The following is a 19,143-nucleotide window of genomic DNA, read 5'->3' as shown; positions in this document are numbered from 1 at the left end:
ATTACGGCGGGGGCCGACTCCCCGGGGAGTCGGCCCCTTTGTCGTGTTTCCGATCGACCGAGGGCGAGCTCCCCGACAGGGCGCCGTCAGGCGATGCGGATGGTCAGGGTGCCGTCGTGGGCGGCGGTGACGGTGACCTGCTCCAGGGTGAGGGCGTGGGCGGCGGTGGTGCGGTGGGCGCTGGCGCGGGGGCCGATGCCGAGGACGGGTATGCCGGCGGCCACGGCGGCGGCGATTCCGGCCGAGGAGTCCTCGAACGCGAGGCAGTCGGCGGGCGCGAAGCCGAGCGCGGCGGCGCCCTTGAGGAAGCCCTCGGGGTCGGGCTTGCTGGCGCCGACGGACTCGGCGGTGACGAGGACGGGCGGCAGCGGGAGGCCCGCGGCGGCCATCCGGATCCGGGCGAGCGGTTCGTCGGCGGAGGTGACCAGGGCGTGCGGCAGGCCGGTCAGGGAGGCGAGGAAGGCGGCGGCGCCGGGAATCGGCACGATGCCCTCGACGTCGGCCTTCTCCTCGGCGAGCATCCGCTCGTTGTCGGCGCGGTTGAGCTCGGTCGGGCGCCCGGGCAGCAGGGCGGCCATGGTGGCGTGGCCCTGGCGGCCGTGTGCGAGTCGGAGCACCTCGGCGGGGTCGAGGTCGTGCGCCCCGGCCCAGCGGTGCCAGCAGCGCTCGACCACGGCGTCGGAGTTGACCAGGGTGCCGTCCATGTCCAGCAGGAGGGCGCGGGCGGTCAGGGTGATGGGGGTGGCGGGCATGGGGTGGCTCCTCGCGGGGCGGAGTGCGGGCGTGCGAGTCGATTGTTTAATAAGGATACAAAAGATCAGCCCATCAGGTGACCATTGACCGCGCGGGCCTCCTCGGCCAGCTCCGGCAGCTCCACGACCTCGATCCCGGCCGCCTCCAGCAGCGCCGTCCCCTGGCAGTCGGTGACGAAGAGGTCCGGCTCGCGCCAGGCGACCACCACCCGGGGGACGCCCGCCGCGATCAGCAGCCGGGCGCACGGCAGCGGCCGGGAGGCCCGTCGGCCGCAGGGTTCCAGCGAGCTGTAGACGGTCGCGCCGCGCAGTCGCGGATCGCCCGCCGGGAGCTTGGCCAGGGCCGACTCCTCGGCGTGGACGTGCGGGTCCGTCTCCCGGCTCCAGCCTTCGGCGAGCACCTCGCCGTCCGCGCCGACGATCACCGCGCCGACCGAGAAGGCCGTCGTGGACGGCGGGCAGCGGCGCGAGAGCTCGACGGCCCGCCGCAGGTGTGCGAGGTCGGACGGTGCGCTGGTCACGGGGCGGGCTCCTTCGGGGCGTACCTGAGCAGGACGACATCGCCCACGGTACGTGCCTCCAGCAGGCGCATCCGGCGGGCCGGACCACCCGGGAAGGCCGCCGGGTGGACGAAGCGCGGCGCGTCCGCCTGCCCGACCAGCAGCGGGGCGACGGCCAGCTGGAGCTCGTCGGCCAGGCCCTGGGCCAGGAACTGGGTGTGCACGCTGCCACCGCCCTCGACCATCAGCCGCCGCACTCCGCGGGCCCCGAGGTCGTCCAGGACGGCGCCCAGCTCGACGGCCCCGCCGAGCGCCACCACATCGGCCAGCCCGTCCAGTGTCGGGCGGAGCACCGCGGCGCCGGCGTCCGAGGTGTAGACGACCTTGTCGCCGCCGGTGTGCCAGAACCTGAGCGCCCGGTCGAGCGCCCCGCCCGCGGTCAGGGTGACCTTCAGCGGGTACTCGGGCCGGCCGGCCGCGAGCCGGGCGGCCCGTCGGCCGGGGTCGTTGACCAGCAGCCGGGGGTTGTCCGTGCGCAGGGTGTTGCCGCCGACCAGGATCGCGTCGCTGGCGGCGCGCTCCTCGTCCACCCGTTCGAAGTCCGCCGGACTGGAGAGCAGCAGGCGGTCGGGGGAGGCGTCGTCGAGGTGTCCGTCGAGGGACATCGCGGCGCTCAGCAGGACGAAGGGGCGGCGGCCGGGCATGGTGGAACCGTTCTGTCGGGAGCCCGTCCACGGTACGGGCCGGGCCGTGCGGGGCGCGCCGCACGGGGGCAGGTGTTCGTCCGGTGGCCCGCTGCCGGAGGGGCGGCGTTCGCCGAGGGGCCCCACCCTGGTCCGGACCTCGCACCGCCCCCCACCTCGAAGGGCTGTCACCGTGTCCCGTCTCTCCCGCGGCCTGCTGCCGCTGGCCGTCGCCGTCGCCGCACTGCCGGTGCTCGCACTGCCCGCCGGGTCCGCCGCCGCCGTGACGTACGGAACCCCCACGATCACGCTCTCGGCCGGCTACCTCTCCGGCGCGGTCGGCGCCACCGGTGACCCGACGGTCACCGTCACCGTCGCGCAGAGCGGCGCGGCCACCTCCGCGCTGACGGTCGCCGCCTCGGCCACCACGCGCAGCTCGGTGGCCCGGACCGGTGACGTCACCGTCACGGGCACCACCGGCAGCCGCACCCTCGCGGTCGCCGCCCAGGGCGTCGGTTACACCGACCTGACCGTCAAGGTCACCGGCCTCGGCGGCAAGAGCGCCACCAAGACGCTGCACTACGCGGCCTCGCCGGCCGTCCAGCGCTCGGCCGACAGCCGGTACCTGACCGGCTCCAGCGACGCCTCGGCGGCCGTCGACGCGGGCGGCGGGTACGTCGTGGTGGCGGACGACGAGTCCAACGTGCTGCGGCTGTACGACCGCAACGCCTCGGGAGCGCCGGTGCGGACCTGGGACTTCAGCAGCGCGCTCGGCGTCTCCAAGGAGATCGACATCGAGGGCGCCACCCGGATCGGCAACACCGTCTACTGGACCGGCTCGCTGGGCAACAACAAGGACGGCGAGATCAAGACCCCGCGGCACACGGTGTTCACCACCACCGTGACCGGCTCGGGCGCCGCGACGCAGCTGGCCCTGGCGGGCGAGTACACCGGCCTGCGCGACGACCTGATCGCCTGGGACGAGGCGAACGGCAACCGGTACGGCTTCGCGGCCGGTGCGGCCTCCGGCGAGGCGCCCAAGCAGATCGACGGCTTCAACGTGGAGGGCCTGGAGTTCGCGCCGGGCAGCTCCACGACCGCGTACGTGGGCTTCCGTGCGCCGCTCGCCCCGGCGGTCACCGGTGGCAGGGCGCTGATCGTGCCGGTCACCAACTTCTCCTCGCTGCCCGGCGGTTCGGCGCACGCGACGTTCGGTGCCCCGATCGAGCTGGACCTCGGCGGGCTCTCCGTCCGCGACCTGCGGCGCAACGCGCTCGGCCAGTACCTGATCGTGGCCGGCTCCTGGGCGGCGGACGACAACTCCGACCCGTACGCGCTCTACCGCTGGGACGGTCAGCCCGGTTCGCAGCCGGTCAAGGTGCTGGACCTGCCGACCAGTGACGCGGGCGGCTGGGAGGCCGTGCCGGACGTCCCGGACCTCACCGCCCCGGGGGCCCGGGTGCAGCTGATCACCGACGACGGCTCCGCCGACCTGTACGGCGACGGCACCGAGGCCAAGGACCTCACCCACCCGGAGTGGAAGAAGTCCCGCACCACCTGGTTCACCATCAACTAGCGTCACCCGCACGGCAAAGGCCCTCGCCCGGACTCCGGGCGAGGGCCTTCGCGTGGGGCATGATGATCGAAATGTGAGACGAATCTTCTCGTCATGCGGGACGAGGAGTAGCGTCGCGGACGTCGGGAGAACCGACCGCAGGGAACCGCCGAACCCCAGGGGGACCGCCATGACCGGACAGCAGCCCACCGTCTACACGCACGGCCACCAGGAGCCCGTGCTGCGCTCGCACCGCTCCCGCACGGTGGCCAACTCGGCGGCCTACCTGCGGCCCGAACTGAGGCCCGGGCAGGCCGTGCTGGACGTCGGCTGCGGCCCCGGCACGATCACCGCCGAACTGGCCGAGCTGGTCGGCCCGACCGGGCGGGTGGTGGCCGTGGACACCTCGGCCGAGGTGCTGGAGTCGGCCGCCCGGTACGCGGCGGACCGCGGCGTGGCCAACATGGTCTTCGAGGTCGCCGACGTGCACGGACTGCCGTACGCGGACGGGGAGTTCGACGTGGTGCACGCCCATCAGGTGCTGCAGCACCTGAGTGATCCGGTGGGGGCGCTGCGGGAGATGCGCCGGGTGACGGCGCCGGGTGGAGTCGTCGCGGCCCGGGACGTCGACTACGCGACCATGACCTGGTACCCGCAGGTGTCCGAGCTGGACCGCTGGCTGGCGCTGTACCGGCGGGTCGCCCGCGCCAACGGCGGCGAGCCGGACGCCGGCCGACGGCTGCTGTCCTGGGCCCGGGAGGCCGGCTTCACCGACGTCACCGCGACCTCCAGCACCTGGACGTACGCGACGCCCGAGCAGCGGGAGTGGTGGGGCGGGCTGTGGGCCGACCGGATCCTGGCGACCGACATCGCCGAGGTGGCGGTGACCGAGGGGTACGCGGACCGGGTGGAGCTGGAGCGGATCGCGGCCGGGTGGCGGGACTGGGTGGCCGCCGAGGACGGGTGGTTCGCGATGCTGCACGGCGAGGTGCTGGCACGCCGGTCGTGAGCGTCCGGCGGCCGGAAAAGGGCGAGTGGGTGTTCTCCAAGATCGGGTAAAGTCGCGCGTCCGTTCCCATGGTCCGCCCGCCGGTCAGCCGGTCGGTCCGTCCACGGAACGTTCGAGTCGTCACTGCCGAGCTGATGCCCGTGAGCGGGCCGGGGGAGTCCACGTGTCCAAGCCCGAGTCCGACGCGCCCGTTCCCGCGTCGGATGCCGCCGCGTCGGACGCCGCCGGGTCGACCGGCGAGCCCCCGGACGCCGTCGCGCCGCCGGCCGCCGCGCCGGCAGGTCCGGATGCTCCGGCCGTGGGCACCTCGTCGGCCGACGCCGTGGTGGCGGGTGCTCCGGAGCCCGCGGACCGGGTGGAGCTGACCAAGCCGGCCGAGGTCGACGCCGGGCCGGCCGAGTCCGCGGCGTCCACCGCCGCGGCGCCCGCAGCGCCCGCAGACCCGTGGGCCGCGCCCGGCACGACCGCCCCCGGCTCCGCGCCCACCGCGCCCGGCGCCCCCGGCACGACCGCCCCCGCCGCGCCCGCCGCCGACCCGTGGGCCACCGCCGGCGGCCCGGTGCCGCCCGGACCGCCGCCCGCCTCCGGCTGGGCCGCCGTCCCGCCCGGCGCGCTCTCCGGCTTCCAGCCCGGCTACGCCTACCCGGCCCCCGAGGTCACCAACGGCTTCTCCGTCGCCGCGCTGGTCACCGGCCTGCTCTGCATGTGGCCGCTCTCGCTCGCCTTCGGCATCGTCGCGCTGGTCCAGATCCCCAAGCGCAACGAGCGCGGCCGCGGCATGGCGGTGACCGGTGTGGTGCTGGGCGTTCTCGGGGTGCTGGTCACCCTGGTGGGCTTCCTCGGCGTCCTCGCCGCCGGAGTGGACGCGAGCGTCGACGCCGACCGCCCCGCCCGTGCGCCGAAGGCGCCCCCGGGCTCGGTGCTCTGGTCCTCGCTCAAGTCCGGCGACTGCTACAACCCGCCCGGCGGCGCCGCTGCCTCCGAGGACGGCGACGTGACGGTCCTCTGGGTGCTCAAGGCGTCCTGCTCGCTGCCGCACCACGGCGAGGTGGCCGGCACCGCCCGGATCCCGGAGGGCGACGGGCTCTCCTACCCGGGCGAGAGCCGGGTCCGGGAGGGCGCCGCGACCCTCTGCGGCCCGGTGCTCACCGACTACGCGCTCGACTACTGGGCCGTGCCGGACGGCATGGACGAGGTCTACCTCTACCCGAGCCGCGCCAACTGGAAGTCCGGCGAGCGCTACGCGACCTGCGCCTACGAGGACCGCGACGCCGAGCACCTGGGCAGTGTCCGCACCGACCGGGGCAAGCTGTCCTCGGCCCAGCTGACCTACCTGGAGGCCGCCCGGGCCTACAACACCGTCTCCTGGAGCGAGCCGGACGCCGAGATCGCCGACGCCCGGTCCGAGTACGTGTCCTGGGCGGGCCGGATGGCCGACGCCTCCCGCAAGGAGGCCGAGCAGCTGTCCAAGGGCGCGGTGGTCTGGCCCGAGGGCGCCAGGCCGAAGGTGACCGAGCTGGCGGCCGCCCAGCGCGACGCCGCCACGGCCTGGGACACCGCGGCCAGGACCGTCGACGCGACCTCGCTCGAACGGGAGATCCGGCGGGCGAAGGCGCTGGTCTCCAAGTCGGCCAAGGTGACCGTGGAGATCCGCCGTGAACTCGGCCTCTCGACCGGTGAGCAGGTCGGCGAGATCCGGGTCTGACGGCGGGGCCGGCCCGGACGGCGGGATCGGGGACCGACGACGGGGGAGCGGCCGGGGCGCGTCTTACCGGGCGTTAACCGGGCCCGTACCTGCCGGTAGCGCGCCGGGCGTAGCGTCCCCGTGGGCACGGTCCCGGCCCGACCCCCACGCGGGCCGGGACCGTACGCCCAGGGGGAGGGCCGCGGGCCGAGCGGCGGCCGCCGTTCCGGCCCGGGGGAGGGCGCCTAAGCTCACCGGCATGGACACCTGTCGGGTGATGCGCCAGGACGACAACGGCAACCGCTTCGTGGTCGCCAAGGGCCTGGACCGGGCCGAGGCCGAGCGGCTGGCGGCCGAGTTCGAGGCCCGCGGCCACAAGCAGCTGTACTGGGTCGAGGCCGAGGCCGCATAGGGTCGGGGCCATGGAGAACCGGATCGTCGTCGGGGGCGCGCTCGTCCACCGGGGCCGGGTGCTGGCCGCCCGCCGCAGTGCTCCGGCCGAGGTGGCCGGCCGCTGGGAGTTCCCGGGCGGCAAGGTCGAGCCCGGCGAGACGCAGCCCCAGGCGCTGGAGCGGGAGCTGCTGGAGGAGCTCGGTGTCCGGGCGAAGGCGCTGGAGCGGCTGCCCGGCGCGTGGCTGGTCCGCCCCGGTCTGGAACTGCGGCTCTGGGTGGCCGAACTGCTGTCCGGCGATCCGCAGCCGCTGCAGGACCACGACGAGCTCCGCTGGCTGGGCCCCGCCGAGCTCGACGGGTTGGACTGGCTCGACCACGACCGCGAGGTCCTCCCGCACCTCACCCGCCTGCTGACCGGGGCCGGCGCGGAGGGTTGAGCCCCCGCGCACTGACCCCCTCCCGTGCGCCGGCCCCGGGCGGTCCGGCACGCCTCGCGCGCCCCTCCCGTGCGCCGCGCACGCCCCGGACGCACCCCGTGCGCGGGAGCAGCTGCCCTCGCCACGCGCAATACGCCAGGTAGGTCAATCGGAAAAGACGACCCTTAAGCCGGGATAGCCTGGGTTCTGCTGGGTATGTCACTTTTCGGCACTATTCGTCACCATCGGTGAGCCGTCCCCAGCCGGCGACGCCGATCCCGACCAGAGCCGGAGGCCCCGTCGGTGTCGAGTACCGGTCACGGTGGCGGGGGAGCGCGACGCACGGGCACCGGGGGGAGTGCCTCCGCCCGCGCCCGCCTGCGCCGTGGTGCGCGCCAGCAGTCGCCGCAGCCGCCGCCGGCCGGCCGCCGCCGGGGTGACGGCGGCGCCCCCGAGGCCCAGCCGTCGGACCGGCCCGCGCCGTCCCTGGTGGTGCCCGACGCGACCGCGTCGGCGGGCCCCCGCAGCCGCCCCGCCCGGCCCTTCCCGGGCGGCCCCGGGGCCGAGCCGGGCGGTCCGGGCGCCCCCCGCGAGGGCAACCTCCTCGACGTGGTGAAGGTGGCCATCGCGATCCTGGACACCGCCGGCCGGGTGGTGCTCTGGAGCCCGGCCGCCGAGGAACTGCTCGGCTGGCCGAACGAGCTGCTGGTCGGCCGCCGGATCGACGAGTTGATCCCGGACGCGGACCAGGTCGTCCGGATCCGCGCCGCGATCCAGGACACCCTGCGCCACGGCCGCTGGGCCGGCCTCGCCGAGCTGCGCGACCGGGACGGCGAGGCGGTTGCCGTCGACGCCCGGATCTCGCTGCTGGTGGACGGCGACGGCACCCCGTTCCTCCAGGTCAACCTGGCCGAGGCGGCGGCCGTGCGGGCCGTCGAGCGGGACCTCGCCGTGCGCGACGCGCTGTTCGAGCAGTCCCCGCTGGGCATCGCGATCCTCGACACCGACCTGCGCTACACCGCCGTCAACCAGACCCTGGCCGAGATGAACGGCATGGTCACCGAGGACCACGTCGGGCGGACCACCGGCGAGACCCTGCCCGAGCGGGCCGCCGACGAGATCACCGCCATCCAGCGCCAGGTGCTGGCCACCGGCGAGCCGGTCATCGACGTCACCCTCGCCTCGCCCGTCACCGCCCGCTCCGGGTACCGCTCGATCTCCTACAGCCGGATGACCGACCGGGCCGGCCGGGTGCTCGGCATCTCCGGCACCGTGATGGACGTGACCGAGCGCTACCGGGCGGTCGCCAAGGTCGAGCACGCCCGGCGCCGGCTCTCGCTGCTCAACGAGTTCGGCTCCCGGGTCGGCGACCTGCTGGACGCCTCGCGGATCGCCCAGGAGCTGGCCAGCGCCGTGGTGCCCCGGCTCACCGACCACTCCGCGGTGATCCTGCTCCAGGCCGTCGCGCACGGAGACGACCTGCCCCGGCACGGCCACGACCGCCGCACCTCGCTGCTGCAGCTGGGCACCGCCTCCGTCCAGGACGGCCCCGAGGTGGAGGTGATGCTCCGGCGCGGTGCCCGGATCACCTTCGCCGAGGACTCCGCCTGCGGGCGGGTGCTGCGCACCGGCGTCCCCGAGCTGCTCTCCGGCGCCGACCAGCTGAGCGACGTCACCTACCCCGGCGACCCGAAGATGCAGGCCGCCCACGACCTGGGCGTGCACTCGATGCTGGTGGTGCCGCTGCGCGCCCGGGGCATCGTGATCGGCCTGCTGCTGGTCAGCCGGGCCGGCTACCGCGAGGGGTTCGACCGCGACGACCTCGCGTTCACGGTCGAGCTGGCCGACCGGGCCGGCAGCTCCCTCGACAACGCCCGGCTCTACGCACGTGAGCGCACCGCCGCGCTCACCCTCCAGCGCACCCTGCTCCCGCAGCAGGTCCCGCAGCCCACCGGCGTCGAGGTCGCCTACCGCTACGTGCCCGGCAGCAGCGGTACCGAGGTCGGCGGCGACTGGTTCGACGTCATCCCGCTGCCCGGCGACCGCACCGCGCTGGTGGTCGGCGACGTGATGGGCCACGGGCTGCGGGCCGCCGCCACGATGGGCCGGCTGCGTACCGCCGTCCGCGTCCTGGCCGCCCTCGACCTGCCGCCGGAGGTGCTGCTGCGGCACGTCCACGAGCTGGCCGACGACCTCGCCCAGGGGCCGGACGAGGCCCTGCTGGCCACCTGCATCTACGCGGTGTTCGACCCGGCCACGGCCCGGCTGACGGTCTCCAAGGCCGGCCACATCCCGCCGGTGCTGATCGTGCCGGGCGGGGACTCCGACGAGCCGACCCGGTCCGGCGGCCCGCTGCTCGGCGGTGTCGGCCGGATCCTCGACCTGCCCTCCGGTGCGCCGCTCGGCGTCGGCGGCGTCCCGTTCGAGTCGGTCGAACTGAAGATCCCCGAGGGCAGCCTGCTCGCCCTGTGCACCGACGGCCTGGTGGAGTCCCGGGACAAGGACCTCGACGTCGGCCTCGGCCGGCTGGTCACCGTGCTCCAGCAGCCGCACGCCTCCATCCAGGCGGCCTGCGAGGCCGTGCTGGACACCATGGAGCAGGGCCGGGAGCCGGACGACGTGGCGTTGCTGCTGGCCCGGCTCGGCCACGGCCAGGCCGGGACCCCGACGGCCGGCTGGACGCTGCCGGCCGAGCCCACCGCCGTCTCCCGGGCCCGCCGGCTGGTCCGCGCGGCCCTGGTCGAATGGAGCGTCGAGGAGCTCACCGACACCACCGAGCTGCTGGTCAGCGAGCTGGTGACCAACTCGGTCCGCTATGCGAGCGCTCCCATCGGAGTACGGTTGACGCTGGGCGAGACGCTGCTCGTCGAGATCTCCGACCCGCTGCCCGACCCGCCCCGTGAGCGCCACGCGGCCGAGGCCGACGAGGGCGGCCGGGGCCTGGAGCTCGTCCGTCGGCTCGCGCTGCGCTGGGGCGCCCGGGCCGAGGGCATGGGCAAGGTCGTCTGGTTCGAGCAGGCGCTGCCGGGTAATGAGCCCGACGAGCCGGGAGTCGAGTAGGACGCGAGTAGAACGGGACTGCATATGCCATCGGTCAGCCGGGGGGAGCGCGCACTCCGGCAGGGGGCGCGAGCGTGGCATTGTGGTTGCGCGGGCGGTAGGACAAAAACCTTCGCCCGATCTGATGTTGTGATGTTGAGGGCGTGTGAACGTACCCCTCGATGATGAATACTCGGTCTTCTCGGCATCCGGACGGTCGCGGGTTTGGAGGGGTCGGTCCGTTGAACAGCACCCCGGCGCGTAATGCGCCGAGCAGCAGCGGTCATGCCGCTGTGCCCGGGCAGGCCGGTTCGCCACACCTGCCCGCCCCGTCCCCGGGGCACCAGCGGGCCTCCCGCCCGGTGGTCGGCGCCCACCAGTGGGGCGCGGGGGACCCGGGGTCGATCTACGACTACATCCGGGTCGCCACCTTCGCGATCGGCCCCGACGGCCGGATCAGCCAGTGGAGCGAGCGCGCCGCCGAGTTCTTCGGCCTGCCCGCCGCCGAGGCGGTCGGCGCCGACCCGATCAGCACCTTCGTCCCCCGTGAACTCTGGCAGCGCGGCCGTGCCCGGCTGGAGCGCACGCTGGCCGGCGAGGAGTGGGTCGGCACCACGCCCTACCGTGACGCCACCGGTGGCGAGGGCCTCGCCGAGCTCTACCTGATGCCCGACAGCGCGCTGCCCACCGCCGGTTCCACCTGTCTCGCGGTCGACCTCGGCCGGCTGCGCCGGATCGAGACCGACCTCGCCGCCTCCGAGGCCGTCTTCGGCCAGACCCCGACCGGCTTCGTCCTCTTCGACGACCGGCTCCGGCTCCAGCGGGTCAACGACGCCTTCGCCTCCGGGATGGGCCTCGCCCCCACCGACCTCGAAGGCCTGACCGCGCACGACCTCTTCCCGGCCTCCGAGGCCGACCGGCTGACCGCCGCGCTGCGCAAGGTCCTCGCCACCGGCGAGCCCGTCTTCGACCTGCGCTTCCACTCCGCCGTGCCGACCCGCGAGGGCAACCGGCTCTGGGCCGTCTCGCTCTACCGCCTCAACGGCTCGGCCGGCCAGCCGACGGGCGTCGCCGGCCAGGTCTCCGACGTCACCAGCCGGCACGTCGCCGAGCGCGAGGCCGACGGCGTCCGCCGCAACCTGGCCCTGCTCAACGAGGCCAGCGCACACATCGGCTCCACCCTCGACCTGGAGACCACCGCCAAGGAGCTGCTGGACGTCGTCGTCCCGCCGTTCTGCGACCTCGCCACCGTCGACCTCTACACCGCCCTGCTCTCCGGCGAGACCGTCCCCAGTGCCGGCCGGTACGGGGACGGCGTGCTCACCGACGGCAGCGGCGAGCTGCGCCGGGTCGCCGTCTCCAGCGTGGTCGGCGGCGCCTCCTCGGTGCTCGGCTCGGTCACCGGTCTGCCGATCGCCGAGGCCGGCGGCACGCTCTGCTACCCGCGCCGCTCGCCGCACGCCCGGGCGCTGCGCACCGGCCGCAGCGTCGTCCCCGAGCCGGGGCCGGACCCCCTGCTGCGCTCCACCCTGATCGTGCCGCTGGTCGCCCGCGACCAGGTGCTCGGCCTGGTCCAGCTCTCCCGCGCGATCGGCAGCGAGCCGTTCGACGCCCGTGACGTCGCCATCGCCGAGGAGCTGGTGGCCCGCGCCGCCGTCTGCATCGACAACGCCCGGCTCTACCGCCGCGAGCACGAGCGCGCCCTGATCCTGCAGCGCAGCCTGCTGCCCCCGGGCAACCCGGCCGCCAGCGGCCTGGAGATCGCCTGCCGGTACCTGCCCAGCAACAACAACACCGAGGTCGGCGGCGACTGGTTCGACGTCATCCCGCTGCCGGGCAACCGCACGGCCCTGGTCATCGGCGACGTGATGGGCCGCGGCCTGCGCGCCGCCGTCGCGATGGGCCAGCTGCGCACCGCCGTCCGCACCCTGGCCATGCTCGACCTCGACCCCGCCGAGGTGCTCACCGCCCTCGACGAGATCGCCCGCGGCCTGGGCGACGACTCCGCGCCCGCCGGCTCACCCACCCCGTACGGCCGGCTCACCTCGACCGCCGACGAGGAGGCCCGCGAGGTCTACCTGGCCACCTGCGTCTACGCGGTCTACGACGCCGTCACCCGGCGCTGCGTCTTCGCCAACGCCGGCCACCTGCCGCCCGTCCTGCTCGGCCCGGACGAGCCCGCCCGGATGCTCGACGTACCGCCCGGCCTGCCGCTCGGCGTCGGCGGCGAGCCCTTCGAGGAGGTCGAGCTGACCCTGCCGGACGGCGCCGTGCTCGGCCTCTACACCGACGGGCTGGTCGAGAGCCGCAAGCACCAGCTGGACGAGGGCCTGCGCGCCTTCCGGACCGCGCTGTCGGCCGAGGGCAAGGGCCTGGAGGACCTCTGCGACCACGTCCTGGGTGAGCTCAACCCGCACCACGGCGAGGACGACATCGCCCTGCTGATGGCCAAGGTGCACGCCTTCCCCGACGACGCGGTCGGCAACTGGTTCCTGCCGCCCGAGCCGACCTCCGTCGCCAAGGCCCGCGAGCTGGCCTGCAGCTGGCTGCTGGCGCGCGGTCTGGACGAGCTGGTCGACACCACCGAGCTGCTGGTCAGCGAGCTGGTCACCAACGCGCTCCGGCACGGTCGGGGCGAGATCCGGCTGCGGCTGCTGCGCGACCGCAGCATGGTCTGCGAGGTCTGGGACGACGGCTACGCCCAGCCGCGCCAGCGGCGCGCGCAGGAGACCGACGAGGGCGGGCGCGGGCTCCAGCTGGTCAGCCTGCTGGCCGAGCGCTGGGGCAGTCGGCGGACGCCCAAGGGCAAGATCGTCTGGTTCGAGCTGTCGCTGTAGGCGGCCGCCCCGCGGCCCGAGCGTCCCGGGGGCGAGCGGCGAGTCGCGGTTCGGCTGTCCGGGTGCAGTGCCCCGGCGGCCCGCCGTGTCGGTACGGCCGCCCGCGCCCGGGCGGCGTTCGATGGCCGCCATGCGCGTCCGCCAGCTCACCGCCGCAGCCGCCGCGCTGCTGCTCGCCGCCGGGGGCCCGGCCGGCTGCTCCGGCGCCCCGGCCCCGGCCCGCACCCCGGTGCCCGCCCCCGTGCCGGCCGTCCCCACCGCCGTCACCGGGGACGTCGGCCCGACCGACCGCGACGCCGTCCGGGACGGCGGCACGCTGCGCTGGGCGGTGGACGCCGCCCCGGCCACGCTGAACGCCTACCAGCCGGCCGCGACCGCGGACACCGCGCTGCTCGCCCACGCCCTGTACCCCTCGCTCTTCCGGCCGGACGAGCACGGTCGGCCGGTCGCCGACCCGGACTACCTGGAGTCCGCCGAGTGCACCCCGCCCGGTCAGCGGCCGCAGGTGGTCACCTACCGGCTCAACCCGCACGCCGCCTGGAGCGACGGCACCCCGCTCTCGGCCGCCGACTTCACCGCCCAGCGGGCCGCCCTCTCCGGCCTCGACCCGGCCTACACCGGCACCCGTCCGGCCGGCTACGACGCGATCGACTCGATCACCCCCGGGGCCGGCCCGCAGGAGGTGCGGGTGACCTTCCGGCAGCCGTACGCCGAGTGGCGGTCGCTGTTCGGGCCGCTCTACCCCGCGGCGGTGACCGGCTCCCCGGCGGCGTTCAACCGGCCGCTGACCGGTGGGCCGGAGCCGACGGCGGGCCCGTTCCTGCTCTCCGGGTACGACGCGGCGGGCGGGCGGGTGAGCCTGGTGCGCAGCCCGAGCTGGTGGGGCGAGCGGCCGAAGGCGGACCGGATCGACTTCCTGGCCACGCCGGCCGAGCGCCGGCTGGACGCGCTCGACCAGGACCGGCTGGACATCGCACCGCTCACGGCGGCGATCGACCGCGCGGCCGCCGCTCCGGCCGCCCCGGGCACCGCGGCCGCCTCCGGGGCCCCGGCCGCCGCGCCGCCCGCCGGGGCTCCGGAGGCCGCCCTCCAGGCCCTGCGGCGGGCCGAGGCACTGCCCGGCGTCACCGTGCACCGGGCGTCCGCCGCCTCGCTCACCCAGCTCACCCTCAACGCCGCCCGCGCCCCGCTCACCGACCCGGTCGTCCGGCAGGCGCTCGCCCGGGCCGTCGACCGGCGGCGGATCGCCGACGCCGCCCTGACCCCGCTCGGCCTCGCGGCCGCCCCGCTCGGCAGCCACCTGCTCGCCGGCGACCAGGACGGCTACCGGGACAACAGTTCCGCGCTCGGCCCGGCGGACCCGGGCCGGCTGCTGGACGCGGCCGGCTGGAAGCGCCCGGCCGGCGGCGGCACCCGCACCCGGGACGGCAGGTCGCTGGTGCTCACGCTGCTGATCCCCGCCGACTCCGCGACCGCCCGGCGCACCGCCGACGCGCTGACCGCCGACCTCGCCGGGGCCGGCATCGCGCTCCGGGCGGTGGCGGTGTCCGCCGGGGCCTTCGTCCGGGCCCACCTGGCCACCGGCGACTACGACCTCGCCCTGTTCTCCTGGCCCGCCGGGCCCCACCCGGCGGTCGAACAGCGTGCCGTCTACGCCAAGCCCCGGCCCGGCGCCGACGGCGCCCTGGAGGCCGGCAGCAACTACGGCCGCTCGGGGACGGAGGAGATCGACCGCCTCTTCGACCGCGCGGCCGCCGAGCTCGACCCGGCCGGCCGGCTCGCCCTGCTCCAGGAGGCCGACACCCGGATCTGGCAGCTGGGCCACTCCGTCCCGCTCTACCAGCGCCCCGACCTCGTCGCCGTGCGCTCCGACGTGGCCGCCGCCGGTGCCTGGGGCTTCACCTGGCCCCGCTTCCAGGACGTCGGGCTGCTCAGCAGCTGACCGGCCCGGGCTTCGGCGGCGCGGCCTCCGGCGCCGGAGGCCGCGGTCCCCACGAGGCCGGTGTCGGCGCCCGGGCCCGGCCCGGGCACCGCCGTGGCCGCGGACGGCCGCCGGAAGTGTTCGATCACGGCGGGACAGCTTGCGACGCGGTGTCCGGCGGGCGAAGAGCGGGTGATCAACCTGTGATCTTGATCCCGCCCGACCTGCCCGTTTCGGCCGACCTGGACGGTTCCCCGTACGATAGGAGGAAGCCGTGGCATGTCCTGCCCGGCGGGTGGACCGGTAGTAGCAGGCGGTACGGGCGGCGGCGATCAACAGGGATCGCCGGTCGGCGTCACGCAGCCGGGCGCCGTAACCCACGATTCCGGGAGAATCCGCTCCGCATGCCCACGCGCAATGACATCCGCAACGTTGCCATCGTCGCCCACGTCGACCACGGCAAGACCACGCTGGTCGACGCCATGCTGAAGCAGGCCGGCGCCTTCGCCGCCCACCAGCACCTCGACGACCGCATGATGGACTCCAACGACCTGGAGCGCGAGAAGGGCATCACCATTCTCGCGAAGAACACCGCCGTCAAGTACCACCCCAAGGAGGGTGGCGCGCCGATCACGATCAACATCATCGACACCCCCGGCCACGCCGACTTCGGTGGCGAGGTCGAGCGCGGTCTGTCGATGGTCGACGCGGTCGTGCTGCTGGTCGACGCCTCCGAGGGCCCGCTGCCGCAGACCCGCTTCGTGCTCCGCAAGGCGCTGACGGCCAAGCTGCCGGTCATCCTCTGTATCAACAAGACCGACCGCCCGGACTCCCGGATCGACGAGGTCATCAACGAGACCTACGACCTCTTCCTGGACCTCGACGCCACCGAGGACCAGATCGAGTTCCCGATCGTCTACGCCTGTGCGCGTGACGGCGTCGCCTCGATGACCAAGCCGGAGAACGGCACCGTGCCGGCCGACAGCGACTCGCTGGAGCCGTTCTTCTCCACCATCCTGCAGCACGTCCCGGCCCCGATCTACGACGAGGACGCCCCGCTGCAGGCGCACGTCACCAACCTGGACGCCGACAACTTCCTCGGCCGCATCGCGCTCTGCCGCGTCGAGCAGGGCGAGCTGCGCAAGGGCCAGCAGGTCGCGTGGATGAAGCGGGACGGCTCGGTCCAGCAGGTCAAGATCACCGAGCTGCTGATGACCGAGGCGCTCACCCGCAAGCCGGCCGAGGTGGCCGGCCCCGGCGACATCTGCGCCGTCGCGGGCATCCCCGAGATCATGATCGGCGAGACCCTGGCCGACCTGGAGAACCCGGTCGCGCTGCCGCTCATCACGGTGGACGAGCCGGCCATCTCGATGGTCATCGGCACCAACACCTCGCCGCTGGTCGGCAAGGGCGGCAAGGGCCACAAGGTCACCGCCCGCATGGTGAAGGACCGCCTGGACCGCGAGCTGATCGGTAACGTCTCGCTCCGCGTGCTGCCGACCGAGCGTCCGGACGCCTGGGAGGTCCAGGGCCGTGGCGAGCTGGCGCTGGCCATCCTGGTCGAGACCATGCGCCGGGAGCTCTTCGAGCTGACCGTCGGCAAGCCGCAGGTCGTCACCAAGGTCATCAACGGCAAGACCCACGAGCCGGTCGAGCGGATGACCATCGACAGCCCCGAGGAGTACCTCGGCGCGATCACCCAGCTGATGGCGACCCGCAAGGGCCGCATGGAGACCATGACGAACCACGGCTCCGGCTGGGTCCGCATGGAGTTCATCGTCCCGTCGCGCGGCCTGATCGGCTTCCGGACCCAGTTCCTGACCGACACCCGCGGCACCGGCATCGCGCACAGCATCTTCGAGGGCCACGAGCCGTGGTTCGGCGAGCTGCGGATGCGCAACAACGGTTCGCTCGTGGCGGACCGCGCGGGCGTCGTGACGCCGTTCGCGATGATGGGCATCCAGGAGCGCGGCACGCTCTTCGTCGAGCCCACCACCGAGGTGTACGAGGGCATGATCGTCGGCGAGAACTCGCGCCAGGACGACATGGACATCAACATCACCAAGGAGAAGAAGCTCACCAACATGCGTGCCGCTTCCTCCGACACCACCGAGAACCTGGTGCCGCCGCGCAAGCTCTCGCTGGAGCAGTCGCTGGAGTTCTGCCGCGAGGACGAGTGCATCGAGGTGACCCCGGAGACCGTGCGGATCCGCAAGGTCGTCCTGGACCAGAAGGAGCGCGGCCGTTCGGCTTCGCGCGCCAAGAAGGCCTGACGCCCGGGTTTAAACGGCCTTTGGCCTGAATCGCTCGCCCCCCTTTCCACTGGAGAGGGGGGCGATCGTTTTCAACTACTCCAAGTTGTCGACGCGCGTATAAACGGAATAGCGCTTACCACGGTCAGGTGTCCGCTGAGCGAACGTGACAGTCCGTCATTCATGACGACTGTCCGTTTAATGCCTGTCTGAGTATGTCTTATATGTCCGATTTTCGAAACTTACCGACCGTTCATGTGACCTAATTGAGATCGCCAGTGGTCACATTCGTGTCCGTACGTGACACATAGTGGGTGCAGTCAGGCTCGGGTCAAGGGTTAACGCGCAGGGGTGCGCGCCGAAACCACGAGCGCGGACGGCACAACGGAAGCGGCGTCAGTCGCCCGTGGTGCTCTCCTCGTTGGAAAGTCGATTTCAGGAGGCATCCCCCATGCGCGGTGCAACCCAGACCAAGTGGATCGTCGCGGCGACCGCTATCGCCCTCGCGGCGACCGCTTGCAGCACCAGCTCGAAGAGCAGTGACAAGGCCTCTTCCGGTGGCGGCAGCATCGCCGTCCAGCTCGGTGAGCCGCAGCACGGTCTGGTTCCGCAGAACACCGCGGAGTCCGAGGGCACCGAGGTCGAGAACGCCCTCTTCGCCGGCCTGGTCGACTACGACTTCAAGACCAACGCCCCGAACCTGCGCGTGGCCGAGTCGATCGAGTCCCCCGACAGCAAGGTCTGGACGATCAAGCTGAAGGACGGCTACACCTTCCACAACGGCGAGAAGGTCACCGCCAAGTCCTTCGTCAAGGCGTGGAACTGGGGCGCCAACCAGGACAACGCCGCCGAGGGCCTGCCCTTCTACGCGAAGATCGAGGGCTCCGAGGAGCTGGCTCCGGGCAAGGACAAGAAGCCCACCGCCACGGAGCTCAAGGGCCTGAAGGTCGTCGACGACAAGACCTTCACCGTCACCCTGTCGGCGCCGTTCTCGCAGTTCAAGACGATGCTCGGGTACAACCCGTTCTACCCGCTGCCGGAGGCGTTCTACGCCGACCCGAAGGCCTTCGGCGACAAGCCGATCGGCAACGGCCCGTTCGAGATGGACGGCAGCTGGGAGCACAACAAGCAGATCAAGGTCAAGCGCTACGAGAACTTCCCGGCCTCGGACGGCAAGGCGAAGCTCCAGGGCGTCACCTTCAAGATCTACGACAACCTGGACACCGCGTACAACGACCTGCGCGCCGACAACATCCAGGCCACCGACAAGCTGCCGATCTCGGCCATGTCGACCGTCAAGAGCGAGTTCGGCGACCGCTACATCTACAAGCCGGAGTCGGGCGTCGGTTACATCGGCCTCCCGATCGCCACCAACCCGGCCGCGTACGGCAAGCCGGAGATCCGCAAGGCGATCTCGATGGCGATCGACCGCGAGGCGATCACCAAGACCATCTTCTCGGGCACCCGCGTCCCGGCCGACGACTTCGTCAACCCGCTCATCCCGGGTTACCGCAAGGGCGCCATGGGCGACGCGGCCAAGTACGACCCGACCAAGGCCAAGGCGCTCTACGACCAGGCCGGTGGCATCCCCGGCAACACCATCGAGCTCGGCTACAACGCCGATGGTGGTCACAAGGAGTGGATCGAGGCCGTCGGCAACCAGCTGAAGAAGAACCTGGGCGTCGAGGTCACCTTCAAGCCGTTCGAGAAGTTCGGCAAGATCCTGGACGACCTGCAGGCCAAGCAGTACTCCGGCGCCTTCCGGATGGCCTGGTCGATGGACTACCCGTCGATCGAGGACTACCTGCGCCCGATCTTCTCCAAGGTCGCGATCGAGAACGGCTCGAACTACGGCGGTTACGTCAACGACAAGTTCGAGACCCTGCTGGACCAGGCCGACCAGGCCAAGACGGACGACGAGGCCATCAAGCTGTACCAGCAGGCCGACGACATCCTCGTCCAGGACCTGCCGTACATCCCGGTGTACACCTACATGTCCTCCGCGGCCTACACCAAGAAGATCAAGAACTTCGACACCGACGCCCAGGGTCGCATGAACCTGGCCCAGGTCGAGCTCGCCGGCTGATCCGGTAATCAGACGA

At 73.4% G+C, this 19,143-nt stretch carries 11 protein-coding genes and 1 pseudogene; 10 read left to right on the top strand and 2 right to left on the bottom strand.

Annotation, left to right across the window (positions count from 1 at the left end):
- Positions 1 to 86: 86 nt before the first annotated feature.
- Together ACFVYI_RS15135 and ACFVYI_RS15130 are read right to left on the bottom strand one after the other, a co-directional pair.
- Positions 87 to 752, bottom strand: coding sequence for an HAD-IA family hydrolase (locus ACFVYI_RS15135; RefSeq protein ID WP_387885220.1), 666 nt, complete (start codon positions 750 to 752; stop codon positions 87 to 89).
- A gap of 65 nt (positions 753 to 817) precedes the next feature.
- Positions 818 to 1,956 (bottom strand): annotated as a pseudogene (locus ACFVYI_RS15130) (dihydrofolate reductase family protein).
- A 172-nt stretch (positions 1,957 to 2,128) separates the two neighbouring features.
- On the opposite strand from ACFVYI_RS15130, the gene ACFVYI_RS15125 reads away from it, so the two are divergent.
- The 10 genes from ACFVYI_RS15125 to ACFVYI_RS15080 all read left to right on the top strand — a co-directional run bounded on the left by ACFVYI_RS15125 (position 2,129) and on the right by ACFVYI_RS15080 (position 19,127).
- Positions 2,129 to 3,511: a hypothetical protein gene (locus ACFVYI_RS15125; RefSeq protein WP_387885217.1), complete on the top strand. Its 1,383-nt coding sequence runs from the start codon at positions 2,129 to 2,131 to the stop codon at positions 3,509 to 3,511.
- Positions 3,512 to 3,680: 169 nt separating this feature from the next.
- Complete coding sequence (locus ACFVYI_RS15120) at positions 3,681 to 4,499, top strand: methyltransferase domain-containing protein (RefSeq protein ID WP_387885214.1); 819 nt, start codon at positions 3,681 to 3,683, stop codon at positions 4,497 to 4,499.
- Between the two features lie 163 nt (positions 4,500 to 4,662).
- Positions 4,663 to 6,204, top strand: coding sequence for a DUF4190 domain-containing protein (locus tag ACFVYI_RS15115; protein WP_387885212.1), 1,542 nt, complete (start codon positions 4,663 to 4,665; stop codon positions 6,202 to 6,204).
- A gap of 238 nt (positions 6,205 to 6,442) precedes the next feature.
- Positions 6,443 to 6,595: an SPOR domain-containing protein gene (locus ACFVYI_RS15110; RefSeq protein ID WP_387885210.1), complete on the top strand. Its 153-nt coding sequence runs from the start codon at positions 6,443 to 6,445 to the stop codon at positions 6,593 to 6,595.
- A gap of 10 nt (positions 6,596 to 6,605) precedes the next feature.
- On the top strand, positions 6,606 to 7,013 hold the full coding sequence (locus tag ACFVYI_RS15105) for an NUDIX domain-containing protein (protein WP_387885208.1): 408 nt from the start codon (positions 6,606 to 6,608) through the stop codon (positions 7,011 to 7,013).
- Between the two features lie 282 nt (positions 7,014 to 7,295).
- Complete coding sequence (locus ACFVYI_RS15100) at positions 7,296 to 10,052, top strand: SpoIIE family protein phosphatase (protein ID WP_387885207.1); 2,757 nt, start codon at positions 7,296 to 7,298, stop codon at positions 10,050 to 10,052.
- Between the two features lie 272 nt (positions 10,053 to 10,324).
- Complete coding sequence (locus ACFVYI_RS15095) at positions 10,325 to 12,868, top strand: SpoIIE family protein phosphatase (RefSeq protein WP_387885205.1); 2,544 nt, start codon at positions 10,325 to 10,327, stop codon at positions 12,866 to 12,868.
- A gap of 130 nt (positions 12,869 to 12,998) precedes the next feature.
- Positions 12,999 to 14,810, top strand: a complete 1,812-nt coding sequence (locus tag ACFVYI_RS15090; RefSeq protein ID WP_387885204.1) for an ABC transporter family substrate-binding protein — start codon at positions 12,999 to 13,001, stop codon at positions 14,808 to 14,810.
- A 383-nt stretch (positions 14,811 to 15,193) separates the two neighbouring features.
- Positions 15,194 to 17,062 carry a translational GTPase TypA gene (gene typA / locus ACFVYI_RS15085; RefSeq protein ID WP_387885202.1) on the top strand — a complete coding sequence of 623 codons (1,869 nt, stop codon included), beginning with the start codon at positions 15,194 to 15,196 and terminating at the stop codon, positions 17,060 to 17,062.
- Between the two features lie 430 nt (positions 17,063 to 17,492).
- A complete protein-coding gene (locus ACFVYI_RS15080; RefSeq protein WP_387885200.1) occupies positions 17,493 to 19,127 on the top strand; it encodes an ABC transporter substrate-binding protein in 1,635 nt (544 codons plus the stop codon).
- The last annotated feature ends 16 nt before the right edge of the window (positions 19,128 to 19,143 follow it).

This window comes from Kitasatospora sp. NPDC058218 (assembly GCF_042882445.1).
Lineage (GTDB): Bacteria > Actinomycetota > Actinomycetes > Streptomycetales > Streptomycetaceae > Kitasatospora.
The sequence above is the reverse complement of the archived record's forward strand: the minus strand, read 5'-3'. Positions and strand labels throughout refer to the sequence as shown.